22 protein-coding genes are annotated in these 22873 nt (G+C 61.5%); 9 read left to right on the top strand and 13 right to left on the bottom strand.

Annotation, left to right across the window (positions count from 1 at the left end):
* Positions 1–302 precede the first annotated feature (302 nt).
* The 3 genes from OOZ51_RS18630 (at position 303) to OOZ51_RS18640 (ending at position 2983) form a co-directional block, all read left to right on the top strand.
* On the top strand, positions 303–1238 hold the full coding sequence (locus OOZ51_RS18630) for a LysR family transcriptional regulator (RefSeq protein ID WP_416346410.1): 936 nt from the start codon (positions 303–305) through the stop codon (positions 1236–1238).
* A 154-nt stretch (positions 1239–1392) separates the two neighbouring features.
* Positions 1393–2025: an isochorismatase family protein gene (locus OOZ51_RS18635; protein WP_265981260.1), complete on the top strand. Its 633-nt coding sequence runs from the start codon at positions 1393–1395 to the stop codon at positions 2023–2025.
* On the top strand, positions 2018–2983 hold the full coding sequence (locus tag OOZ51_RS18640; RefSeq protein ID WP_265981261.1) for an isocitrate lyase/PEP mutase family protein: 966 nt from the start codon (positions 2018–2020) through the stop codon (positions 2981–2983). The genes OOZ51_RS18635 and OOZ51_RS18640 overlap by 8 nt, the downstream gene beginning before the upstream one ends.
* A gap of 315 nt (positions 2984–3298) precedes the next feature.
* Here the strand turns inward: OOZ51_RS18640 and OOZ51_RS18645 are convergent, their stop codons facing one another.
* The 4 genes from OOZ51_RS18645 to OOZ51_RS18660 all read right to left on the bottom strand — a co-directional run bounded on the left by OOZ51_RS18645 (position 3299) and on the right by OOZ51_RS18660 (position 7837).
* The gene (locus OOZ51_RS18645; protein WP_265981262.1) at positions 3299–5452 is read right to left on the bottom strand and encodes an amylo-alpha-1,6-glucosidase; all 2154 of its coding nucleotides are present in this window, start codon (positions 5450–5452) and stop codon (positions 3299–3301) included.
* 749 nt (positions 5453–6201) lie between these two features.
* Positions 6202–6483: a type II toxin-antitoxin system death-on-curing family toxin gene (locus tag OOZ51_RS18650; protein WP_265981263.1), complete on the bottom strand. Its 282-nt coding sequence runs from the start codon at positions 6481–6483 to the stop codon at positions 6202–6204.
* 306 nt (positions 6484–6789) lie between these two features.
* Complete coding sequence (locus tag OOZ51_RS18655; RefSeq protein WP_265981264.1) at positions 6790–7128, bottom strand: hypothetical protein; 339 nt, start codon at positions 7126–7128, stop codon at positions 6790–6792.
* 367 nt (positions 7129–7495) lie between these two features.
* Positions 7496–7837, bottom strand: a complete 342-nt coding sequence (locus tag OOZ51_RS18660; RefSeq protein ID WP_265981265.1) for a winged helix-turn-helix transcriptional regulator — start codon at positions 7835–7837, stop codon at positions 7496–7498.
* Positions 7838–7893: 56 nt separating this feature from the next.
* On the opposite strand from OOZ51_RS18660, the gene OOZ51_RS22425 reads away from it, so the two are divergent.
* Positions 7894–9816 carry an SDR family oxidoreductase gene (locus OOZ51_RS22425; RefSeq protein WP_323054790.1) on the top strand — a complete coding sequence of 641 codons (1923 nt, stop codon included), beginning with the start codon at positions 7894–7896 and terminating at the stop codon, positions 9814–9816.
* Positions 9817–10161: 345 nt separating this feature from the next.
* On the opposite strand, the gene OOZ51_RS18675 is transcribed toward OOZ51_RS22425, so the two are convergent.
* From OOZ51_RS18675 to OOZ51_RS18685, 4 genes are all read right to left on the bottom strand, one after another.
* Positions 10162–10452: a hypothetical protein gene (locus tag OOZ51_RS18675; protein ID WP_265981266.1), complete on the bottom strand. Its 291-nt coding sequence runs from the start codon at positions 10450–10452 to the stop codon at positions 10162–10164.
* A gap of 295 nt (positions 10453–10747) precedes the next feature.
* A complete protein-coding gene (locus OOZ51_RS22560) occupies positions 10748–11167 on the bottom strand; it encodes a carboxymuconolactone decarboxylase family protein (RefSeq protein ID WP_416346411.1) in 420 nt (139 codons plus the stop codon).
* A 360-nt stretch (positions 11168–11527) separates the two neighbouring features.
* Entirely contained in the window at positions 11528–12496 is a 969-nt protein-coding gene (locus OOZ51_RS18680; protein ID WP_265981267.1) for a helix-turn-helix domain-containing protein, read from the bottom strand.
* Between the two features lie 506 nt (positions 12497–13002).
* Complete coding sequence (locus OOZ51_RS18685; RefSeq protein WP_265981268.1) at positions 13003–13911, bottom strand: MBL fold metallo-hydrolase; 909 nt, start codon at positions 13909–13911, stop codon at positions 13003–13005.
* 377 nt (positions 13912–14288) lie between these two features.
* Between OOZ51_RS18685 and OOZ51_RS18690 the strand changes: the two genes are divergently transcribed.
* On the top strand, positions 14289–14783 hold the full coding sequence (locus tag OOZ51_RS18690; protein WP_265981269.1) for a tautomerase family protein: 495 nt from the start codon (positions 14289–14291) through the stop codon (positions 14781–14783).
* 142 nt (positions 14784–14925) lie between these two features.
* Positions 14926–15867 carry an alpha/beta hydrolase gene (locus OOZ51_RS18695; protein ID WP_265981270.1) on the top strand — a complete coding sequence of 314 codons (942 nt, stop codon included), beginning with the start codon at positions 14926–14928 and terminating at the stop codon, positions 15865–15867.
* A gap of 845 nt (positions 15868–16712) precedes the next feature.
* On the opposite strand, the gene OOZ51_RS18700 is transcribed toward OOZ51_RS18695, so the two are convergent.
* Positions 16713–17282, bottom strand: coding sequence for a CGNR zinc finger domain-containing protein (locus tag OOZ51_RS18700; RefSeq protein ID WP_265981271.1), 570 nt, complete (start codon positions 17280–17282; stop codon positions 16713–16715).
* Positions 17283–17544: 262 nt separating this feature from the next.
* On the opposite strand from OOZ51_RS18700, the gene OOZ51_RS18705 reads away from it, so the two are divergent.
* The 3 genes from OOZ51_RS18705 to OOZ51_RS18715 all read left to right on the top strand — a co-directional run bounded on the left by OOZ51_RS18705 (position 17545) and on the right by OOZ51_RS18715 (position 18786).
* Positions 17545–17790, top strand: a complete 246-nt coding sequence (locus OOZ51_RS18705; protein ID WP_265981272.1) for a hypothetical protein — start codon at positions 17545–17547, stop codon at positions 17788–17790.
* Between the two features lie 232 nt (positions 17791–18022).
* The gene (locus OOZ51_RS18710) at positions 18023–18394 is read left to right on the top strand and encodes a hypothetical protein (protein ID WP_265981273.1); all 372 of its coding nucleotides are present in this window, start codon (positions 18023–18025) and stop codon (positions 18392–18394) included.
* A 230-nt stretch (positions 18395–18624) separates the two neighbouring features.
* Positions 18625–18786 (top strand): hypothetical protein, encoded by a 162-nt coding sequence (locus OOZ51_RS18715; RefSeq protein ID WP_265981274.1) that lies wholly within the window; start codon positions 18625–18627, stop codon positions 18784–18786.
* Here the strand turns inward: OOZ51_RS18715 and OOZ51_RS18720 are convergent, their stop codons facing one another.
* The 4 genes from OOZ51_RS18720 to OOZ51_RS18735 form a co-directional block, all read right to left on the bottom strand.
* Positions 18787–19800, bottom strand: coding sequence for a Gfo/Idh/MocA family protein (locus tag OOZ51_RS18720; RefSeq protein ID WP_265981275.1), 1014 nt, complete (start codon positions 19798–19800; stop codon positions 18787–18789).
* The gene (locus OOZ51_RS18725) at positions 19800–20006 is read right to left on the bottom strand and encodes a hypothetical protein (protein ID WP_265981276.1); all 207 of its coding nucleotides are present in this window, start codon (positions 20004–20006) and stop codon (positions 19800–19802) included. The genes OOZ51_RS18720 and OOZ51_RS18725 overlap by 1 nt, the downstream gene beginning before the upstream one ends.
* 103 nt (positions 20007–20109) lie before the next feature.
* Positions 20110–21603: a CoA-acylating methylmalonate-semialdehyde dehydrogenase gene (locus OOZ51_RS18730; protein ID WP_265981277.1), complete on the bottom strand. Its 1494-nt coding sequence runs from the start codon at positions 21601–21603 to the stop codon at positions 20110–20112.
* A 92-nt stretch (positions 21604–21695) separates the two neighbouring features.
* A complete protein-coding gene (locus OOZ51_RS18735) occupies positions 21696–22856 on the bottom strand; it encodes an iron-containing alcohol dehydrogenase (protein WP_265981278.1) in 1161 nt (386 codons plus the stop codon).
* Positions 22857–22873: the final 17 nt, after the last annotated feature.

A 22873-nucleotide genomic window follows, 5' to 3' on the forward strand; every position in this document is an offset into this window, starting at 1 on the left:
CCCCCCCCAAACCCCCTTGTTCTCGGCCCTCCCGGCGGGGGGGCGCCCCCCGGGGGGGGGGGCCCCCACGACTTCTTCTTGCCGTGAAACACCAGATGCGCTGGAGAAACGGCCCAGATAGGTCCAGCATCTGAAACTCGAGGAACGCGCACCTCGGGTTCCTACATCAGGTTAGGGTGCCGGACTACCCGCACTGAGTCTCAGTCCGCGGACCTTCAAGTGTCGGTTTGGTCTAATATGTGAGAAGGGTTCCAGATACTGTTGGGCTATGTTGCAGGACCGCTTTCGGACAAGGAGAAGCTGTGGAGATCCGCCACATAAAGGCTTTCGTCGCGGTAGCAGAGGAACTGAACTTCACGCGTGCGGCGAACGGGCTTTTTCTCGCTCAGCAGGCCTTGAGCAGCCAAATCCGTCAGCTTGAAAACGAAGTGGGTGCCCGCCTTTTCGATCGAAGCACTCGGCGTGTCGAACTTACGGAAGCCGGCGAGGTCTTTGCCGAGCGAGCCGCAAAGATTCTGGCCAGCATTGATGAAGCCGCTGAAGCTGTGCGGCGCGTGGGTCGCGGGGACGCGCTTCATCTTCATATCGGATATTCGCACTCATTCGGAATCGAGAGCCTTCCACTCATCCTCAACGAGCTTCATTTGGCGGCGCCCGAAGTCACGGTGACCGCAGTGGTCGCACTCGCCGACCACGCATTATCCGGTCTGCTCCACGGACAGTTTGATCTGGTGGTGGTACGGAGCCCGATCTTACCGCCGACCGTGGAGACCGTAGTGCTCCGCAATGAGCCACTCGGTGTAATCGTAGGAGACAAGCATCCTGCCGCTCAGAGCGAGGTCATCCATGCTGATCAACTTGCCGAGTCCACGATTCTCATGTGGCCCCGGGGACACTCTCCCGGCTACGCGGATAAAGTTCTCGCCGCTTTCGGCCGTGGGCCAACGGACGATCTGGTCTACATTTTCGAAACATTCACCCCAGATGGTTTCCTCGGTGACAAGCGCGCACTTTCCATGTTGGCCAGTGGACAGGCATTCCAGACAGCGATGAAGACACACTACGATCCTGTTCCGGCAGGGTTCGTTTGGCGTCCGCTCGAACCCCGACTGGAGATATCAGTTGAACTTCTGCGCCGCCAGGGAGCAACGACCCGGGCTCAGAGGCTGTTCATCGAGGTGGCTAAGGACGTTTCTCAAATGAACAATTGGCTAGACGAGGAAGACCGGACCTCTTAAATCAATGCTTGCCCGCATTGACATCTCCCACGAGTGAATTCTCGGAATCTATAGTTTCCCTCAGTGGAGCACACCCCCGTAGCGTTGTTCTCGCTGGTGGTCCCGATGACCGCTGGTCAAGACGCAGGACAAAGTTCAATCCACGGAGGCGTTCATGGGTGATTCTGAGCTGGCACATATAGAAAACTTCGGCCGGCCCATGGGTCCGGGTAACTCTTTCGCCGTCGTGATAGTCGATCTTCAAAAAGCGTTCACCGATCCAACAAGGCCCCTAGGTTGCGATCTGGACAATGTAGTCGGAAGCACGCGTGAGATTGTCGACGCGGCTAGGGCGGCTGGTGCTCCTGTTATTTTCACAGTCGTGGGCTACCGCCCTGACGGCCTCGATATTGGACTTTGGGCGCTGAAGGCACCGAAAATATCGACTCTCGTGATCGGATCAGACAATGTCGAACTAGATGACCGTCTGGGCCACCAAGACGACGAACCCCTCATCGTCAAAAAGTCTGCATCAGCATGTTTCGGCACGACCCTGGCCGACGATCTCCTGCGGTTGGGAGTCGACAGCGTGATTCTGACAGGAACATCAACTAGCGGATGTGTTCGCGCCTCAGCAGTAGACCTGTTCCAAAATGGTTTTCGAGTATTTGTTCCACGGGAGGCGGTCGGCGACCGGGAGCCCGAAACGCACGCCAATTCGCTACGAGATCTTGACCTGAAGTATGCCGATGTGGTTTCGACTGAAACGGCAAAGAAGTTCCTTGGGAGGGTGAATTCAAATGACTGAAGATGTTTTCTGGGGCTCAGCCCTCACCGCGGTTCGACGCAATGGTCAGTATGCCGCCGATCGGGCGTCACGACGAAAAAGCGACACGCTCGCCGAGATGTTGGATGATGATCTCGTATTCGCACCGGGTTGCTTTGACTGCCTGTCCGCCGCAGTTCTTGAAGGCGCCGGGGCTCAGGCGCTCTTCGTGTCAGGCGCGGGCCTTGCAGCGAGCGTGGCTGGACTCCCGGACCTGGGCTTGTTGTCCCTGCAGGAGGTGACAAACGCAGCCACGAATATCGTGGCAAGATCAGGGCTTCCGGTCATTGTCGATGGCGACAACGGGTTTGGCAATGAACTCAACACCGCACGGACGGTTGCAGCTATTGGGCAGCTCGGAGCGGCGGCGATCATGATCGAGGATCAAGTGTTTCCAAAGCGCTGCGGCCACCTTGCCCAGAAGTCGGTCATCGATCGCCGGCAATTTGCGCGAAAACTCAAAGTAGCCCTCGAAATATGCAGTGAGTTCAATATGCTTCTCATTGCGCGAACTGACTCGCTTTCCATCGGTGGCATTGACGAAGCGATGGAAAGGTCGCGAATGGCTCATGACCTCGGAGCCCATCTGACGTTTGTAGACGCCCCGAGAGACATGGCCGACATCGAACAGATCGGCGGCTTGCCGGGCCACAAAATGTACAACGTGGCCAGCGGCAGCACGACTCCCTCTCTGCCCTTCCGTGACCTGAAAGACATCGGATTTGGACTCATCGTGGATCCCGCTGTCTCGTTGTATCCGGTAATAGACGGCATTCGCAAGGCATTCGCTGCCGTTGTGGCAGAGGGAAGCGCTCTCCCGATGACATCATTTGGAATGGCGCCTCGTGATATCTTCCGGGCCGTCGGGTTGGACGAATGGCTTGATCTTGAAAACAACGTGGCGAATGACTTCCGAGCAGTTACATCATTTAGCGAGTGAAGCGCCAAGAAAGACCGCCGCTTGGCGACGATCACTTCAGCCGCTGCGCCTCCAACCTCATGTCCGAATGCACCAAATTGAATCAAGTCTCGGCAACCTCGAACTATCACGGTCTCCGCCCTGAGCATCTCTGCCAGCCCCAGCACCGACCCGGTGAACCGACGTCTTGGTGTCCCTCGTCAGCTAACCACCAACCGACGGCCTGTCACAGGAACCGCCGTGACCCGGGCCGCAAGAGTTAACGTCTGGGGCATCAGGGCTGCGACCGCATCCGTGGTGTGGTGTCGTCGCCTTGTTGTCTGAGCCTCCCCACAGCTAGGCCTTTCGGCGTAGGTCAGCTTGCTTGACCAATTCCGCCATCCACGGCCGATGACCACGATGGAATACGATCCCTTCCGGCAACCCCTGGACGGCTGGTACCGAGCCGGTAATATCGATGGTGATCCGGCCGCCGGCCAGAGGCGCGTTGGTGATGTGCAGATCACCGTAGGACTCCGGAAGTACGGGATCCATCCATAGACCGCCGCGGGAAACATGGGTGTCATACCGCATCAGGCTCGTGACCAGCAGGATCGGCGTCGTCGCTGCCCAGGCCTGCGGAGAGCATGCCGTCGGATAGGGCACGGGCTCTGCAAATTGCTCCCTGCTGAAGCCGCAAAACAATTCCGGTAGCCGGCCGCCCGAATACTCGGCCGCCTCCAGCAGAGCAGCAGAGATGCGCTGCGCCTCGGCCACGAAGCCATAGCGCACCAAGCCCGCCGTGATGATTGCATTATCGTGTGGCCAGACCGAGCCGTTGTGGTAGCTGGCGGGGTTGTAGGCGCCCATGTCGCTTGCCAATGTGCGCACACCCCAGCCACTGAACATTTCCGGAGACATCAGCCGTTCGACCACCTGCGGGGCCTTTTCCTCATCCACCAGGCCCAGCCATAGGCAATGGCCCATGTTGGACGCGCACGCGTCGACCTGCCTCTTTTTGCCGTCGAGGGCGACGGCGTAATACCCGTGGTCAGGCATCCAGAACTGATCGTTGAAACGCTTCTTCATCTGCGCCGCGCGATCGGCGAGCTCGGCCGCTAAGGCAACGTCACCGGCGTCGTGCGCCATCCATGCGCGTGCTATGTACGCGTGGTATACATAGGCCTGCACCTCGCAGAGCGCAATAGGCGGCTCAGCCAGACGTCCATCAGCAAAATTGATGCCGTCCCAGGAGTCCTTCCAGCCCTGGTTGATCAGCCCTTGATCGTTAAGGCGCTCATACTCGACGAAACCGTCGCCATCCCTGTCTCCGTAATCACGGATCCATTCCAGCGCGCGGTCAGCGTGAGGCAGCAGGGCAGCGATCGTATCCGTGGCGAATCCCCACCGGCTAACTGCCCCGAGCACGTCCACGAACAGCGGGGTAGCGTCGACGCTGCCGTAGTAGACCGACTTTCCGCCCAGCGCCAAGCCACTGGAGACGTCAAGCCTGACTTCATGCAGGATCTTACCCGGCTCCTCCTCGCTCATCGGATCCACAACGCTGCCCTGGAGGTCCGCCAGAGTCTGCAGCGTACCCAACGCCAGGGAGGGGTCCACCGGCAGCGCCATAAGCGACGCCCAAAGCGAATCCCGACCAAACAGGGTCATGAACCAGGGTGCGCCAGCTGCCACCACAACCCGATCCGGATGGTTCGGGTCCTCGATGCGAAGGGCACCAAGATCGTCGTAACTTCGCCGGAGCGTGCGTTCGATAGATCGATTTCCCATATGTAGCACAGGAATCTTGGCCACCCATTCGTGCCGGCGTCTGTCCCGGGGAGACAAGTCGTCCCCGTCTGCATGCACGAACGCCTCCGGGCTGGCTCCCTCTACGCTGGGCACCACCGTGAGGACAGTGCTCCAGTGGCCATGCGCCCCAACGGACACCCGGTACGTAAGGGACTCCGGCCCGATTTCTGCTCCAGGGGCCCTGACAACCATGCCCTTCCGGACATCCTGCCAGGCTCCGCAGATTGTCAGCGAGTCACCGTCCGCTCGGCGGGTTTCGTCCCAGCGCCGCTGGATCCTTGCCTCCTTCACTTCAAAGAGGTCCGCAAAATCGGACCCAACACTTAGGGACACCACGCACTCAGCCGGTTCCAGGGAGTAATTGCGAACTGTGATCTGCTCCTGGATGCCAGCCCCCACTTCGCGCAACCGCTCCACGATAAGCGGGCTGTCCGCATAGCCGTCCGAGCGGGGAACGCGACCCGCAAACAGAGCGCGGTACGGCTCTTTCGTCTCAGCCGCCAGCGGCTCCAGCGGCTGGCCGTTAATGGTCAGGCTCCAGCGGGACAGGATGCGGGTGTCCTCGAAGAAAAGACCATGTGGGTGTTCGGGATATATGTCCCCATTCGGCAAGGAGATGCAGAATGACGATCCCTCGACCAAAGTAATCGACCCGGGCCCCAAGGGACCGGCCGCCGTGTCAGCATTCCACCCAGCCATCCCGGCTCCTTCAAGGCGACAACACCCGCGTGCCCCGGCCCATTAGGTCGTACTCCTGTGCATCGCGCCATACTTCAATCGACGCTACTCTTGCTTGTTCCCGGATTCCAGAGTCCGAACCCATGACAAGTGGAAGCCTCCGTAGGGATGGGAAGAGTCGTCAAAACGTTCGGAGACATCAAAACTCGTAACCGCTGACGTGTGCGGCGAATGCACAGCCGCCCATAGGACCGGCTCCCCAAGGCAAAAAAGATGACCGACAGAAAAGCAAGCCACAACAGAATGAACAGCTATGCGAACCCAGCCCGATCTTCCAGCCCAACCAAGTCATGTAGCTCCGTCCTCATCAAACCATGAAGAAGGAAGAACACAGACGCACCCCACCCCAAGGAAAGAGGCATCCGACCACACCAACGGCCGCCACCACAAAATGGCCCGAAGGGGCACACAAAAGCTGATTTGTGCACAGTCAGAGGGCCAAAGGCCCCCTGACCTGCGGAAACACGTGCCCGAGGTGGGACTCGAACCGCATTCCAGGCCCCGGAAACACAGGGAACTCCAGAAAACATGGGCAGTACGAGCCAGTCCGGCCGATGTACGGCCCAGTCCGACGCCCAAAGTGTGTATGTTGTACACACCCCAAATCTCGCCCCCTGCAGACTCCCCCGCCAACCGCACGTCAAAGAACCCCGAGCCGTCAGCTTTGGGACCCCCTCGCAGCATCAACCGTCGAATCAGGTGTTTCTCGATCAGGATGGCGCTGCGCTGCAAATCGATGCGGCCGGCGGCCACGCCGACAACCAGATCGATGCCCTCTTCAGCTCGAAGTCGTGCCTGTAACCGTTGATCCAGAGCAGCAGGACCACGAGTGTCCAGGCGGTGCGTTTGTTGCCGTCGATGAGCGGGCGAGACCTGGCCACGGAATCGAGCAGCGCCGTCGCCTTCATGGCCAGCCGGGGATAGGCTTCGGTGCCCATGACCGCCGTCGCGGGACACACCAAGGCCAAAGCGAGCAGGCCGACGTCGCCCATCTGGAACCGGCACTTCCTGTTTACCGTGCCCGGACCTACTAAGTCGGTGTATGAATGGGGACAGCACGTCCGCGCCATCGATTCACGGTGAGAGCGAGAGCGATTTCATCTTGTTCGGTCGTGCCGGCCGGATATCCCGACGCCCAAAAAAGTTGCCTCCGCCCTCGGCGTCCACGGTGACATCAAACTCGTCGGCGGCGCCGCCCTCATCCTGCAAGGAATCGGCAACCGCCCCACCGCCGACATCGACGCCAACTACACCGACCCAGCCACGGTCAACGCCGTCGTCACCGAGATGGCAGCAGACTACGACCTCTCCCCCGACTGGCTCAACGCCAACGCCTCAGCGTTCATCCCGGACACGCCACCTGGATCGACCTCGAACACCTCGACGGCCTCACAATCCACGCCGCCGACATCGAAACCCTCCTGGCCTTGAAAATCGCCGCCGAACGAGACAAAGACACCCTCGACATCGTCCGACTCCTCCGCAAACTCAACATCACCAACGCCGACGACGCCGTCAACCTCGCCTACGAAAATACGGCGAACACTCCATCCCCCCTCGCCGCCGGCAGGGACAACTACCTCATCGTCGTCGGCGACGCCCCCGACGCAGCCACCACCCTCGAAATTGACACCCATCCCGACGAATGATCATCCACCGGCGATTCGCAGCATGGACTTCGAAGCCGTTTTGCACTGCACAGTCGAGCAAGAGCAGATGGAGTGAACTTGATCCCTTAGAACTCACTGCGTCCTCGAGCCCGGGCAAAACGCGGTCTTTGGTGTTGTCGGCGCAGCTGACGAGGTAAGCGGTCCCGTCGACGCCGTAGCACTGGGTTACGTAAGCGGGTCGAGTCAAAACGTTCCCTCTTTGTACCGTTCCGCTGCTCTGCGGTCACAGCGTACAGGACAGAGGCCCAGCCGCAATCAAAGGCGGCCTCAACCGCGCCCGTCCGAACCCACGGACGAGGTGCAGGGGCTCGCGGGCGTCCGCTGCGAGGTAGCGTTATCCCGGCGGCAGACCATTCGGAAGGTGCCGATCGCCCCACCCTCGTAACGCCGCCAGCACCGGTACCAGCTCCTCGCCGGAGGGGGTCAGCTTGTACTCGTCGCGCGTCCGAGTGCCCTGGTCGCGGTAGGCGCGGCGCTCGAGCACGCCCAGGTCGACAAGCTTCGCGAGCCGGTCGGCCAGCACGTCGGGCGCCACCCCGAGTCGTTCCCGGATGTCACTGAAGCGCGTGAATCCCAAGCGCACGTCACGCACGACAAGCAGAGTCCACTTCTCGCCCAGCACCTCGAGGGAACGGGCGATCCCGCACTGCTGATTGACCGGCGAGAGCTTCTTCATGGCATCCAGCCTATCTGAATAGGTATTTCCTATCCAAGGTGTAGTAGTGTCGTATTGTGCCTACCCTCTCCCCGCGCGCTTCGTTCTGGACCGCCGCCTCTGTCGCCGGCATCGCGCTGTGGTCGGCCGCCGCACCGACGATTGTGTACCCGCTCTATGAGCACTCGTGGGGCCTCAGCGCCGCCACCAGCACGCTCATCTTCGCGATCTATCCGATCGTGCTGATTCCGACGCTGCTGATCTTCGGGAACCTCTCCGACAGCCGCGGCCGACGTTTTGCGATCCTGCTCGGCCTCGGAGCACTCGCGCTGGGCACGCTCACCTTCGGCATCGCGGCCGGGCTGCCGGAGGTGCTCATAGGCCGCGCACTCATGGGCGTGGGCGTCGGAATGTCGCTGAGTCCCGCCGCGGCGGCCATGGTCGAACTCGGGGGACCTGAGCGTGCGCCGCGGGCGAGTTCGACCATGACCGCGGCCACCGCGGCGGGACTCGCCCTCGCAACGATCGTGGGCGGCGCGCTCGTGCAGTATGCGCCACAGCCCTTGCATCTCACGTTCTGGGTGCTGTTCGTCGTGATCCTGGCCATCGGTGCCGCGGCCGTGTTCCTCCCACGCGTACGCGACCGGCACGCCCCGGCATGGCGTCCACGACTGCCGCGCGTGCCGGCGGGACTGCGACGAGCATTCGTCGCCGGGGCGCTGGGGGTGTCTGCCGCGTATGCGGTCGGCTCCGTGTTCCTCGCCCTCGGCGCCCAGGTCGCGGCCGACCTGCTGGACTCGTCAAATGCGCTGCTGAACGGAACCATACTCGCGATCTCGGCGATCTGCATCGGCGTAGTCGCGATCGCAGCCCGGCGGATCCTGCCCCGCGTGGCGCTCGGCATCGCGCCGGCCGCGATCCTGCTCGGGATGGCTTCCCTCGTGGCCGCGGGCATCGCGCAGTCGATGCCGATGTTCGTCGTCGCTTCGGTGCTCACCGGCGGCGGCTACAGCCTGATGTACGCGGGCGGCCTCGGGATCATCACCAGCACGGCCCAGCCGCATCACCGAGCCGCGGTGATCTCGGCCGCGTTCACCGTCGGCTACCTCGTTCAGGCGGCCGTCGCGCTCGTGCTCGGCGCGGTCGCGACGAGCGCCGGCCTACTCATCGCCATGGAATTGGCAGCCGCGGTCCTCGTCGCCCTCGCGGTCGCAGCGGCGCTCGTAGCCAACGTGCACACAACGCGCCCCTCCGCTCGGTCCCTCTCGCCTAAGCAACCCTCGAAGGGAAAATCCGTGACCTCGCTCGACAACGCGGTGGTGCTCGTCACCGGCGCCAACGGCGGGCTGGGCATCCAGTTCGTGACCCAAGCCCTCGCCCGCGGCGCCCGACGCGTGTACGCGACCGCCCGCTCCCCACGCGACTGGGACGACCAGCGGGTCGTGCCTCTCGTCCTCGACGTGACATCGGCGACCTCCATCCGCGAAGCGGCCGTTCACGCGGGCGACACGATGATCGTCGTCAACAATGCCGGGATCGGCGGAGCCGGACCCCTCCTCGACAGCCCGCTCGACGATGTCCGTCGGCTGTTCGACACCAATGTGTTCGGTGCCCTCGAGGTCGCGCAGGTGTTCGCGCCCGTGCTCGCCGTGAACGGAGGCGGTGCGCTCGTCGATGTGCACTCGGCTCTCAGCTGGCTCGGTCGCGGCGGGGCATACGCGGCGACGAAGGCAGCGTTCTGGTCGCTGACCAATTCGCTCCGGCTCGAGCTGCAGGCGCAGGGTACGCACGTCCTAGGGGCGCACCTCGGCTACGCCGACACGCCCATGACAGCCGCTCTCGATGTCATCAAGGAGAATCCCGCCGACATCGTCGCCGCAATCTACGACGGCCTTGAGGCGGGCGAACTCGAGGTTCTCGCCGACGAGACCAGCCGCCAGGTGAAGGCCGCCCTGTCGCAGCCCATCCTGGTGCTCTACCCGGAGTTCGCGCCGCGGTAGTTCGTGTCAGGCGGCCGCGGGTCGGGTGCGACCAAGGACCGTCCGCTGCCTGTTGACGGCGCGGTGGCCTTCGCGGAAGCCCCCACTCACCCGCCATCGATCCAGCATCACCTCGAACCCGGGGTCCTCCGCGCGCAGCGGCCCGACGTCCTGGTCCGTCAGGAAGTCTGGGATCGGCCCGGCAGCATCTCCACAGCCTGAACTGTACGGCGAAAATCTCTCATCAAACGAGAGAAGCCATTGCTGACCTACGCAGACGCAGGAGACCCGAACCTGACCAGGCCCGGTGGGTCCTGAGCCCGGATCCTCGTCTGACCTGCGACAACGCGCCGATCAGACGTGAAATCATCCAAGCAAGACTGAGAAAGTGAAGCGGATCCCCTGTGATCGCTGCGACATGCCGTCACGGACGGCTGCCTGCTTAGCAGCCCGGCCACTCCAGCTCGCGAAGCACCCGGCGCGCATCGGCAGCCGCCCGGCCAGAACCTTCGCTCCGAGCGTCGAGGGCCTGGTCCGGAGGTCCGGGCCAGCGGCAGCGTCGTCCGACTCGCTGATGTTCAGGGAGGTCCTCGGGGAGGAAAGGGCATCCGGCGCGGGGGCGGAGGCCGGCGGTTCCGAAGGGTCCTCGTTGGACATCAATAGGGCGTGTCCTGCGTGCCATGATTCGTGAATTCCTCCTGTATCCATTCTCGGACAGGAAACTCACACAAACACCGGGCTCCTATCCGAGACCCAACCCCTTCGACAGAGTCGGAGCAAGGAACTTTGGCATGACACTTGTAGAACTGCCGGTCGAAAACGGGAACGCCCTGCGGCGGCACTCCGTCGAGTGAGTGCCGCCGCAAAGCGTATCTCCTCTCGTCAAGGCCACGCCGGCGCCGGACTTCGTGGAGTTCCAGCGGCTCCGCGCGCGGTTGGCAGCACATGTGCACTAAGCGCCGACCATGGGTTCCTCGTTAAGACTGTCGAAAACTTGCTGGACGCGTCGCATTGCCGAAAGGGCTGCGGGGGCCCCGCAATAGCCCGCGGCATGAATAACTGCCTCCACGATCTCGGCTCGGTTAAGGCCGTTGCTCAGTGCTCCACGAACGTGCCCCGACAGCTCATCATGTGCGCGCATTGCCACCAGCATTCCAAGCGTGAGCAGGCTTCGGCTCCGAGGATCCAAGTTTGGGCGAGCCCATACAGCCCCCCAAACATGCTCAGTGACAAACGTCTGCAAAGCCTCTGAGTCGGTACCGGCAGTGAGACCCAGGGAATTATCGACGAAATTGTCGCCCATCACCCTACGCCGTATACCCATACCCTCCGCGAAGGCGCTCTGGTCGGATTTGCTGTTCGACTCCGTCATTAGTGTCTTCTTCCTTCTATAAGACTTTCGTTAGTGCCTTACCAACCGGGCTATCCGTACGCGACAATCCTCCCGCGAAGGCAGGCAGCTTCGTTCCTTTGTCCAGCCCTTCCAGCGGCAGCACATGTGACTCACTCGAACCCAGGGTCCGCGTGTGGACGTGCTCCGGACAACGGCCTTCTGAATAGACCTGGTAGAGGCTGTCAAGCGACCAGAGGTGTCAGTCATGGCGTACTCGTGAGCAACGGGACGACCGACGACATGTCCCAAGAAGGGTCGAGGACTGGACACTGGTTCTCGAAGAAGAAAAACCTTCTGCTATATGCGGCTCGTCGCTGCAGTGGCTCTGAAGAACGGTGCCTAAGCGGCATCTGAGGCTTGGGACATCAAGCCTGTTGACCGTGCCGCTTCGTTGACTCCCGCGCCTGGTGCCCGAACGCCGCCGCCAATGGGCGCACGGTCCGGCGTTGCCGGGGCTGTTGTCTTATAACTCTCACGAAACTCTCCCGGAGTCATTGTGAACTCTTGCTTGAAGGTGCGGCTTAGGTGACTGGCGTCGAAGAAACCCCACCGGTGTGCGATTGCGGCGACCGGTTGTTGGGATGTGATCAAGTCGCGCCTGACCGCCGCAAGCCGGTGGGTTCGAACAACCGACCGGACGGTGTCTCCGGTTGAAGCGAAGGCGCGCTGTACAGTGCGCGGGGAGACGTTATGTGCGGCGGCAATGTCCTCTACCCGGAGGGCACTGGATTGAAGATGCTCACTAATCCATTGCTCCAGACGCGGCCGAAGCATTGGCAGGAAGTCGCTGCCGCCGATGTCGGCCTTGTTACCGAGGACCAGCCCGGCAATAAGAGCAAGCATCGCGTTGCGGGCACCTTCCAGCGCCGACGGTGACATCCGGGTGTATTCACGGTCGATCCCGCGCAATAGATCTTGTAGGAGCTGGACCAGGGGGCTGTCTCCCGTGCGGAGTATCAAGGAGTCGGGCAAACTTGTTATGGCCAGGAACGGGACGAGGGCGGATAAAGGCATTCTGACGCTCTTCTTCCGCACGAAGTGTGGGATGACAAACTTGCACGGCCCGCTGGTACTGGCCAGAAGCACGGTCCCGGGCTGGAGGACCGCGCTTCCATATGCCGTCTCCAGGACTTGTTTTCCGGCGGAGGCCGTGAAGAGCATCAATGCTTCCTCACCCCCCCGCCCGTTCTTGGCGCTGCGCATCCCCTCGACCGGAGGAGAATCCCAGTCGGTGATCAAGATGTCCCCGAGGTCCCGCTTCAGGAAGTTCCCCGTACGGTCGCTTGCTCCGATCCGCTTTAGCTCCATGCGCGCGATGCGCTCATTAGCTTCGATTCTCCATTGAGCATCAAGCTCCTGGATCGCGCGCCGGTCGGCGATCGGGACGCGGTGACTATATGCACTAACGCCCCTGCCGCTATTCGAGTTGACACTGAAGGTGTCTCGCTGGTCTGGCAAAATGGCTCTCTCCACGATCCTCTTCGACCCCACACTCTGTCCGTGACGTGCAGGTCCGGACGTTTCCACCGCATGCAGCATAATCTCGGACCCAAGGGTTCAGCCCTCCGACCGCCACCCGGTTAGACATAACCATAGCCCGAACGGGTATGTTAAGAAAGGGTCTGTTTTGGGCAGGCCGGGGAGCCGGACGCTTTACCGCCCAGCCACACCGTTGTTGCGCTGCATCCGGAAAGCAGGTGTCGTCGAGAGCCGCGATGACATCACTACGGAAATCGCGAAGTGATGAGCGGATGCCGGCCAGGCATGCGTGCGTCCTGTCTCGACGTCTGGCCGCAACGATGGCTCGACGTCATCTACGTCCCTGCATTTGCCAGGAGCTCGCCGGAATCGCGGAGTGTTATCGCGCTCTGGGCGGAGAACTGAAGTGTCCAGAGGTTTCCGTGGCGTGGATACTTGGCCACCATAACGCGGACGAGTTCTTCGGCATCCTTGGCGTCCTGATATGCGGCAGCGAAATCCTTGATGTAGGCCCGGGTAGTGGAGATCATGTCGTCGACGGCATAGTCATCACCGTCCGGCCTCCTGTGACCACTGACGACCATCCGGGGGTTGAGGCTTTCCACAAGGTCCACGGTTTCCAGCCAGTCCTGCCACTCTGCCGGGGTGGAGAGCCCGAGCATTGGATGGATTTCATTGTAAATTGAGTCCCCTGCCACAACTACGCCGATGGCCGGCACGTGGACAATGGAGGTTGGGTGGATATCGGCCTGCTTCACCTCAATGATCTCTACGGGGTAACCGTCGACGTGCAGTGTGTGACCGTCAAGGGGATCGGGAACGGGCCCCGCTGACACGCAAGCATCACCGAAAAGCAGACCCCACTGCTCCCGCTGCTCCTCCATGGTGTCTTTGATGCCCTCGACCACGTGCGGGAGCGCTACAGCCCTGGCTTCGGGGAAGCGCTCCAAGAGCGGCCCAAAGCCCAAATAGTGGTCGGCGTGCGCATGGGTGAGGTAGATCGTCGTGAGCTTCTTGCCCGTTCGCTCGATCAGGTCACCAAGTTCCCGGACGTCGTCTTTAAGGTATAGCGCATCAATCAGGACTGCCTCCGTGGGGCCGGTGAGAAGAGTGGCCGTGCACGGCGAGAACTTACCCGTTGGGATGCCGGGAAATTCGCGTGCCGGGATATCGGGCCAACGACCGACGTAGACCGTCGCATTGATCGGCCGGCTTAACTTCGGGGAAGGGGTTTCGTTGCTCATGTCGTAACCTCCAGCGTGGGTTGGTTGGCGGCTCCGGACGAGGCGCCACCGTTGCCACGCTACGGATGAATAACGAGTCCCTATAGGAAAAAAACGCCCCCTAGTCGCATATCTGCGCCATGGTTCGTCTCGATTTCCACGGCTGGCTGCAGTCAAAGTAGAGGGGGCTCTTCTTCTTCCCGAGGCATGGTAGGAGCAGGACCAGGAGTCGGGCCAGTTAACGAGGCGCAGTTGTACATCACATTGACGCACCTGTCCCAGTGCCGCGGTCACGGCCGGCGATATGGTGATGAAGATCACTCTCGCAGTGCGGCAAAGCCCGCGGCGGGAACTTGGTCGACCATGCAACACCTACAACGGAGAAGGAGGGGCCTGGAATGCCATTCTGGGAGATTTTCACACCCGAGGACGCTTTTACGAATGAGGACAAGGAGGCGTTGACTAAGGGAATTACCTCGATTTACGACAACGTCAACCTACCCAAGTTCTATGCCGTGGTCGTCTTCCACAACATGCCTGCGAACAGCATCTACGTTGGAGGCGAGGCTGCGAACAATTTCATACGCATCCGCGTTGACCACATCGCTCGCCAGATGAACGAGAACACGATCGTGAAGAACTTTCCCGCTGGAACCTTCACGACCGAACAGATCCGGACATACTTTCACAACCAGGTTGAAGAGATCCTGGTGCCATTCGTGAAAGAGCGCGGGTACGACTGGGAAATCCACGTCGACGAAACTCCGGAGGACCTTTGGCGTGTCCAGGGCCTCGTCCCCCCGCCTGGATGGTCGGAGTTTGAAGAGCTCTGGCGCAAGGAGAACCGTCCCGTCCCCTACTCTGACCAGCCCGTTGTCCAAGGTGTCAGCTGACGCGACCAGCGTCTCATTGCGAGAGCAGGCTAATCGTCACCTCCTGGCGACCCTTGGATTTCTGGACCAACGGACTGCAAACTGACCCACCATTTGCCGACGAGTTAGATCAGGAAACACTTGTGAGAAAGAGTGAACATCTGTGAGAAGAGATATTGAATTCAAGACGGAGGACGGAACTGTTCTTCGCGGTTACCTACATGCCAAACCGAACTTGGCCGCCCCCTGCATCGTCATGGCTCATGGATTCGGCGGGGTAAAAGAGCATATCGACCATTATGCGGCCGCCTTCGCGGCATCCGGCTTCACCGTCATCGTGTACGACCACCGAGGCTTCGGCACATCAGAGGGCCAGCCTCGCCTTGAGGTTGACCCGTATGTTCAAATGGCGGACTGGCGAGACGTGATTACGCACGCCGCAGAACTGCCCGAGGTCGATGGTCATACTGGATTTGGCCTCTGGGGATCTAGTTTTGCAGGGGGACTTGCTATGGTCATCGGCGCGAATGACCCCCGGGTACGATGTGTCGTTGCCCAGATTCCTCAGGTAAGTGGGCACCTCAACAGCCGGCAGATGTTCAGCGTTGAGCAGAGAGCCGAACTCGAACGGCGCCTCGCGGCTGACCGCCGCGGCCGTGTCGCTGGAGAAGAACCCGAAATGATCCCGGTCTTCTCCACCGACCCGAACACGCTCTGCGCCCTTCCCCCTGTCGTTGACCAGGAATTCATCGACTTCGTTCTCCAGGACACGCCGTCATGGAGAAACGAGGTGACACTACGATCCGTAGCCCACTTGTTGGAGTTCGAACCAGCCGGGTGGATTCCCCACCTGTCACCGAAACCCTTGCTGATGATCGTGGGCCGCACAGATACCTGCACCTTCCCGGAGGTTCAACTGGCAGCATTCGAGTCCGCGCATCACCCGAAGCAGGTTCTCGTCCATAATGGTGGTCACTTCGACACATACTCAGACCACTTCGAGCAAACCAGTCAAGCCGCAACCTCCTGGTTCTTGGAGCACCTGCACGGTGAAGACGAGTTCTCCTCGGTGGGTACCGTTGCGACATCGCTGGTGGCCGGCTAGGCATTAGTTGACCGCGAAACGCCCGGCTGGGGTATCCCAGCCGGGCGTATTTTTGCGTGGAGGCGGCGCTCGGGATTACGCCATGCGACTCAGGGAATTGCCGACCGCCAAGTTGCGGCGGCGGCCTGGCCGTCCTTGCTGTCGTCAGCGGCGATGGCACGAATGGACCACATACGGGAGGTCCCGGGTCTGGCCGAGGATGAATTGGAAACACCATGCCGGCCGCTGGTCCACCCCTCGCCTAGCGTCACCACCTGGAGGAGGGAGCGATGAAACCCCAAGGAGACCTCCTGCTCAGTGCCTGGCCGGCGGCGGCGCGGCGACCGCCTCGCCCGTCCTCGGCAACCGCGGGACACAGACGACCCCAGTCCGGCCGCAACGCAGGCGATGACTCTCTATGTCTCTGTGTGCGGCACGAGCACGCCCGAATCGCGGAGTGCTATTCGCGCGCTTCGCGGACTGGTCATCACCGTCCGGCCCTCGGTGACCCGATGATCACTTCGGGGGTGGGCGCTCTGACGCCAGCCTCAATGGTTCGTCCTGGATTTCTCAGGGCCTGCCAGTAAATAACACGCGGTTATGGTGTTTGGCGGGTTGGAGTGGCGAGTGTAGTTCCAGTCCCCGTGGAATTCATGGCGGGTGATGGGCAGGGCTGCCATTTGGGTATCGCTGATCCCGATTCCGGTTCTTGCCGAAGTCGCGACAGATTCCATTCTTGAGCATAATGAGTAGAGTCAATTCTGAATGCGCTCAGTAGGTGAGTCGGGAGACGTGATGACACCGGTTTACCTCCCGTTGCTTCCCTGACGCGGAAATGCCTTAGGGCAGTTGGATGTAGCTGCTGATCAGGCGCTCCGGGCCGTTTTGGCGTCCCGTTCCTTGAGTCGCTGACGGTATGCCCGCGTGTTCGCAGCGTTTCCGCAGCTAGCCACCTCGTGCCAAAGCCGGCTGCAGTTTTTCGAACGGTCGAAGAATGCGATGTCGCATTCCGGGTTGGCGCAAAGCTTAAGGCGCCGAAGAGTTCCCTCGTACGACGCCTTGACCAATTGCACCAGCAGATATGACCGAAGGAGGTCCAGACCGCCCCCAGTGGCGTGCAGCCGGACTTGCCCGGACTCGACACTTACTGCTGTCGCTGAACTCATGATGGCGTGGTGAACCGAGCCAGGATCCGAGGCGGCCGACAACGCCATCCTGAATTCGGAGCGCAGAACCCTAAGCTGTTCTCGTTCGGCGTCTCTCACGATCACGTTCTTTGGCGGCGCGAGGGAGTCAACCGACCGCAGCTGGTTGAGCGAGTCATCCAGCCACCGCTGACTGGTGCTGATCTCGCCCAGGAGATCGACGGCATAGTCGCGAGCCTTCGACGTCGTATTTAAGAGGTCCTGAACGAAGGCCAACCCAGCTGGGGCCACGTCTACACCAAACCTACGAGAGGCTGGCCAATGATGCTCAGCGGGCGCAGACACGCGCTTCTCCTTACACTGGTATTGAGGCGGTCTTCTCGATCCTATCGGGAAGACCGCCTCATGCTGCGTTTACAGCGAACCCGACCTTCCATCAGCGACCAACGCGTCCAGCCGGACATCCGTCGAACAGCTCGACGAGCTGCTCGCCCAAGGCACGGTCCTCCTGCATCCGCCCCTCTTCTTCAACGAGGAACTCAAGATCTACGGCATGACCGTTGGCATCGATCCGCGGAACGGCGTGTTCTGGCCCATCGAGTACAAGTCACACAAGGACGTCCTGCCCTCCGACGAACTCGAGCTCGCCTTCTACTGGGTGACTGGCTGGACCTCGCCCCCCGGAAGGCACAACCCAGGCCTGGCCGACCACACCTCGGGGCACCCGGTCCTGGCCGGCACGTGTACGCGGCCGGCCAGTCTGCGATGTGATCATGCCACACCGCGGGTGGGTTACTAGCGGACCGCGACCTCCAGGACCTGGAAGTCGTCGGCGGAGTGCCGGCCCTCCAGGATCTGGTACGTTCCCGGCTCAAATTTCCAGCCGGCGTCGTAGTGGGCGAAGGCCCGGGCAGGGATACGGACCTGCAGAACCCAAGTTCCGCGTTAGTGGCGTCATCCATTCCAAGGTGTCATGACACCGCGTAGACTTGATCGTGAATCCAGAACACGCTTAGAGGCAGGAGCGCACCATGTCGGCAGGCACGCCACGGCACACGATCCGGGTCAGCAACGAACTGTGGAACGAAGCCCACCGCAAAGCCGTGCGGGAAGGAACGTCCGTGTCCGAACTCATCCGTACCCGGCTCCACGAGTACGTCACAGCCCCGGTCGCTCACCCGCACACCATCGCCGATTCCCTCGTGTACCTGGTCCCGCACGCGTTTAACGACCTGCACGGCCCAGCCGCCGGAACCGTGGAGCTCCCCCTGCACTTGGACTGGGGACCGGAAAGAAGCTACACCGTGGATGACGACGGCAGCTGCTCGGTGCTGTACCAACTCACCCTGCAGAATTCCGGATCCATCGAGGAAATCTGCCGCATCGTCCACCGGCACGGCTGACGGCCCTGTGGCCGACCATGATCCTTCCGGCACGGTGCCGGCAGCTCTGGGAAGCCGCCTTCCCCCAGCTCCCCGCGACCTGCGAAGCGAAGGAGCACCCATCATGGACGACACTCAGCGCGTAGCAGCCAAGATCGCGCTTGCCGTCCTGGCAGCTGATGGCTTCCTCCTCGCCGGCGGCCAGGCCCTGATCGAACACGGCAGCGGTGGCCACAGGTTCGGCGATCTTCATGAGCTCCACCGCCCTAAGCTCGGCGATGGGCGGGCTCGCCGGTGGGCTCGGAGTAGCCACTATCGGACTCCCTCTCGTGTTCATCGTGCCGGCTGTGTTTGCCGTCATCGCTGCCGTCGGACTGGCGTGGATGTCCAGTCTCAGCGGGCACGGTCTCTAACTATCGGGCGGTGAATTCAATCAGTTGCTTCTCGCCCGTTCTGCCGGCTTCCAGGATCGAGAGGCTGACAGACAACGCGTTTGCGGCGTCCACGCCGTCGACAACTGGCTGAGCCCCCTCGCGCACTGCTGATCGGAAGCGTTCGAGCGTGATGTCGTACGTGTGGCGACGGTCGGTAACTGGAATCTCTCTCGTGCCGGCGTGATCCGTGAGTACGATCGAGCCTTTCGGCTCGGGAGTCATGACGTCATGCCCAAGGATGCTGCCTTGGTCACCGTTGATCTGGATGAAAGACGGTGTGAAAGGCAACGTGAATGAGTCTTGGAAGTCGACCAAAATGTCAGGGTCGTATCGGATGGACGCGCTGGAAGCGTCGTCCACACCCGAAGACCAATCACTTTGCGACAAGGTGAGGGCAGCCACGTCGAGCGGGCGAGTGCCCAGTAGCGGATTGACGACTGACGCGTTGTGACAGGACAAATCCATGACGACGCCGGCGCCCGGGGACTTTTCAAGCCGCCACCCGCGAAGGCGTTCGGGGAGGAGAGTCGAATGCCGGACATTAACGCTCAACGGTCGCCCAATGCCGCCTGAAACGACGAGCGCACGAATAGTCTGATGGGTTCCTGCAGCCGGGAGATGGTGGTTGACCGCCAGCACCACGTTGTGGGCACGACAGGCCTCCACCATGGCCTGTGCCTCTTCGAGCGTCGTTGCGACGGGTTTCTCACAAAGGACATGCTTGCCCGCGCTGGCCGCGGCGATTGTTTGTCGGCTGTGATGCTGGTTTCGGCTGGAAATGTAGACGGCATCGATGGAAGCATCCGCCAGGAGCGCGTCAAGGCTCTCATGATTCATTCCGATGCGGTTGCGTTCCGCGTATGTCTTGGCATGATTGGTGTCCCCGCTGACGACGCTGGCCACCACATCGCCGACACGGCGAATTGCGGGGATCATTCGAGTGGCAGCTATGTCACTGGCACCCACAAGCCCCCAAATCAGTCGTTTGGTCATTATCCTGCCTGCTTTTCGTGCCCAAGGGCCGGGATTGCCGGTCGAACTTCTGCCGCGTAGGACATCCAGGCTGCCGATAGTCCCCCGGCACCGATCATGAGCATCATCAGGCCGAGGGCTAGCAAGAGTGTCCCTGAGGCGATGATGCTCAGAACGGCCCCGACGACAGCAGTGGCCAACATAAGACAAGAAAAATAGCGAAACACAGGCTTGCTCCTCAGGAACTCTGACAAGACGGATCCGGATCGGTCAGATGCCGAAGCCTGCCGATGGCCGTCCCAAGCGACAACCATCGACAGGTAGTGGGGACTAGTTGGAGGGGAAGTTGTAGGAGGCGCCGGAGGCATGGGTGGGTTCGGGCCAGCGGGAGGTGATGACCTTGCCGCGGGTGTAGAAGGAGACGCCTTCGGGTCCGTAGATGTGCTTGTCCCCGAAGAGCGAGGCCTTCCATCCGCCGAAGGAGTGGTAAGCCACCGGTACCGGCAAGGGGACGTTGATGCCAACCATGCCCACGGTGACGGAGCGCTGGAACTTGCGGGCGTTCGCTCCGGAGGAGGTGAAGATGGCGGTGCCGTTGCCGTAGGGGTTGGAGTTGATGAGCTTGATGCCTTCGTCCAAGTCTTCCACCCGGACGACGACGAGGACGGGTCCGAAGATTTCCTCGGTGTAGGCGGTCATTTCGGTCTTGACGTGGTCGATCACGGTGGGGCCGACCCAGAAGCCTTCTTCGTGGCCGGGAACCACGAGGTCGCGGCCGTCCACGACCATCGCCGCGCCGGCGGCTTGGGCTTCGGTGACGATCCGTACGATGCGTTCCTTGGAGGCCGGGGTGATGACCGGGCCCATTTCGGCGTCGGGCTCGGTGCCGTTCTTGACCTTCACGGCGAGGGCGCGTTCTTCGACTTTCTTGACCAGCAGGTCGGCGGCATCGCCGACGGCGACCGCGACCGAGATGGCCATGCACCGCTCGCCGGCGGAACCGAAGGCGGCGGCGGCCAGGTGGTCGGCGGCGTTGTCGAGGTCGGCGTCGGGCATGATGATCGCGTGGTTCTTCGCCCCGCCGAGGGCCTGGACCCGCTTGCCGTGGGCCGTCGCGGTTTCGTGGACGTACTTCGCGATCGGGGTGGAGCCGACGAAGGAGATGCCGTCCACGTCCGGGTGGGTGAGGAGGCCGTCGACGGTTTCCTTGTCACCGTGCAGGACCTGGAACACGCCGTCGGGCAGGCCGGCCTGTTTCCAGAGCTTCGCGAGGAGCATGGAGGCGGAGGGGTCCCGTTCGGAGGGCTTGAGGATGAACGCGTTGCCCGTGGCGATCGCCATCGGCGCCATCCACAGGGGCACCATGACCGGGAAGTTGAACGGGGTGATGCCGGCGACGACGCCGAGGGGCTCGCGGAAGGAGAACACGTCGATGCCGGTTGAGACCTGGTCCGAGTAGTCGCCCTTGAGCAGCTGCGGGATGCCGCAAGCGAATTCGATGACTTCCAGGCCCCGGCCGATCTCGCCCTTCGCGTCGGAGATGACCTTGCCGTGCTCGGCCGTGATCAGGGCCGCGAGTTCGTCCACGTGGGAGGCGACCAGTTCGCGGAACTTGAACAGGACCGCGGTGCGCTTGGCCAGGGAGAAATCGCCCCACTTTTCGGCCGCGGCCTTCGCCGCGGCAACAGTGGCGTCCAGGTCGGCGCGGTTCGCCAGGCGCAGCGTTGCCGAGACGGCACCGGTGGCCGGGTTGTAGACCGGCTGGCTGCGGTCGCCGGAGCCGGCGGTTTCAACACCGTTGATGAAATGCTTGATGGTGGTCATGGTGGATCCTTTTCAGAGTCTTCAGATGAGGAGAGGCCGTACCGGGTGTTCGCCCCGGCAGACAGTCGTTCGTCCGGTCGTTTTGGAGGAAGTTACGCGTAGATTTCCTTGTAGATGGCTTGGATCTGCTCAGCGTCCGGAACGAGAGGATTGTTGCCCGGGGAACCGGAAGCGAGCGCCTGCTCGGCCATGAGCGGTATCTTTTCCTCCCAGGCTGCGCGGTCGATGCCGAAGGCTTCGGGTGTTGGGACCTTGAGGTCGCGGTTGAGGGCGTGCAATTCAGCCACCAGAGATTCGGTGGCATATTGGTCCGAGCTGCTTGAACTCACAATTCCAAGCGCCCTGGCGCAGTCTGCGTATCTTGGCGCGGCAGCAGAGACCGAGAATTCCGTGACAGTCGGAAACAACATTGCGTTGGCCAGACCGTGGGCAACATGGAAGTGGGCACCAATCGGCCGACTCATTCCATGAACAAGGGCCACGCTGGAGTTGGAAAAGGCGATTCCTGCCTGTGTGGAAGCCAGCATCATCGCTTCCCTGGCTTTCGCGTTTGATCCGTCAGCGTAGACGAGCCTAAGGTTTGGGCCGATAGCCCGAATGGCAGACAAAGCAAAGGCATCCGAAAATGAGTTGCCTTTCCGACTGACGTAGGCCTCGATCGCGTGGGTCAAGGCGTCGATCCCGGTATCTGCGGTCAGCCTCGGCGGCATTGAGAGCGTGAGCTCATAGTCAATGACTGCCGCCACTGGAAGGAACGAGATCCCTGCGCAAAGCATCTTCTCGTGGGTCTCAGAGTCGCTGATGATTGAGAACTGAGTAGCTTCCGAGCCACTGCCCGCGGTTGTGGGAATTGCAACGACTCGAACGGAAGGTCCGTTGTTGTTCCGGGGCGCCTTGAAATCCCGCATTTGGCCGCCTTGGCGACTGAGCAGTCCCAGGGCCTTTGCGGTGTCAATCGCGCTTCCACCACCAAGACCAATGATGATGTCAGCCTCATGGTCCTGCACGGCTGCGACGCCCTCACTCAGGGAAGCAGTCGTAGGATCGGGGACGACGCCTGAGAAGACCGCAGCCTCAAAACCGCTCCGCTGGATCGAGTTCATGATGGAATCAACGCTGCCTGTAGTCAGCATGAACGAATCCGTGACGATGAGGGGCCGGGTTGCGCCCAGTTCCTCAAGCAGGGTGCCCACCTGATTTACGGCACCCCTTCCGACCTTCATGACTCGGGGAAGAGCGATGTTTGCAACCATGGAACACCTTTGTTTCT

The organism is Arthrobacter rhizophilus (genome assembly GCF_026241105.1).
Taxonomy (GTDB): Bacteria; Actinomycetota; Actinomycetes; order Actinomycetales; family Micrococcaceae; genus Arthrobacter.

Bases quoted from the DNA above. Each gene is read 5' to 3' on its own strand.
- OOZ51_RS18690 (WP_265981269.1), top strand. From the start codon at position 14,289: ATGCCATTCTGGGAGATTTTCACACCCGAGGACGCTTTTACGAATGAG.
- OOZ51_RS18685 (WP_265981268.1), bottom strand. From the start codon at position 13,911: ATGAGCAACGAAACCCCTTCCCCGAAGTTAAGCCGGCCGATCAATGCG.
- OOZ51_RS18660 (WP_265981265.1), bottom strand. From the start codon at position 7,837: ATGAAGAAGCTCTCGCCGGTCAATCAGCAGTGCGGGATCGCCCGTTCC.
- OOZ51_RS18635 (WP_265981260.1), top strand. From the start codon at position 1,393: ATGGGTGATTCTGAGCTGGCACATATAGAAAACTTCGGCCGGCCCATG.
- OOZ51_RS18735 (WP_265981278.1), bottom strand. From the start codon at position 22,856: ATGGTTGCAAACATCGCTCTTCCCCGAGTCATGAAGGTCGGAAGGGGT.
- OOZ51_RS18650 (WP_265981263.1), bottom strand. From the start codon at position 6,483: ATGGGCGACGTCGGCCTGCTCGCTTTGGCCTTGGTGTGTCCCGCGACG.
- OOZ51_RS18720 (WP_265981275.1), bottom strand. From the start codon at position 19,800: ATGACCAAACGACTGATTTGGGGGCTTGTGGGTGCCAGTGACATAGCT.
- OOZ51_RS18655 (WP_265981264.1), bottom strand. From the start codon at position 7,128: ATGGGTGTCAATTTCGAGGGTGGTGGCTGCGTCGGGGGCGTCGCCGAC.
- OOZ51_RS18710 (WP_265981273.1), top strand. From the start codon at position 18,023: ATGTCGGCAGGCACGCCACGGCACACGATCCGGGTCAGCAACGAACTG.
- OOZ51_RS18680 (WP_265981267.1), bottom strand. From the start codon at position 12,496: ATGGAGCTAAAGCGGATCGGAGCAAGCGACCGTACGGGGAACTTCCTG.
- OOZ51_RS18675 (WP_265981266.1), bottom strand. From the start codon at position 10,452: ATGTCCAACGAGGACCCTTCGGAACCGCCGGCCTCCGCCCCCGCGCCG.
- OOZ51_RS22560 (WP_416346411.1), bottom strand. From the start codon at position 11,167: ATGACGGAGTCGAACAGCAAATCCGACCAGAGCGCCTTCGCGGAGGGT.
- OOZ51_RS18705 (WP_265981272.1), top strand. From the start codon at position 17,545: ATGACCGTTGGCATCGATCCGCGGAACGGCGTGTTCTGGCCCATCGAG.
- OOZ51_RS18645 (WP_265981262.1), bottom strand. From the start codon at position 5,452: ATGGCTGGGTGGAATGCTGACACGGCGGCCGGTCCCTTGGGGCCCGGG.
- OOZ51_RS18640 (WP_265981261.1), top strand. From the start codon at position 2,018: ATGACTGAAGATGTTTTCTGGGGCTCAGCCCTCACCGCGGTTCGACGC.
- OOZ51_RS18715 (WP_265981274.1), top strand. From the start codon at position 18,625: ATGAGCTCCACCGCCCTAAGCTCGGCGATGGGCGGGCTCGCCGGTGGG.
- OOZ51_RS18730 (WP_265981277.1), bottom strand. From the start codon at position 21,603: ATGACCACCATCAAGCATTTCATCAACGGTGTTGAAACCGCCGGCTCC.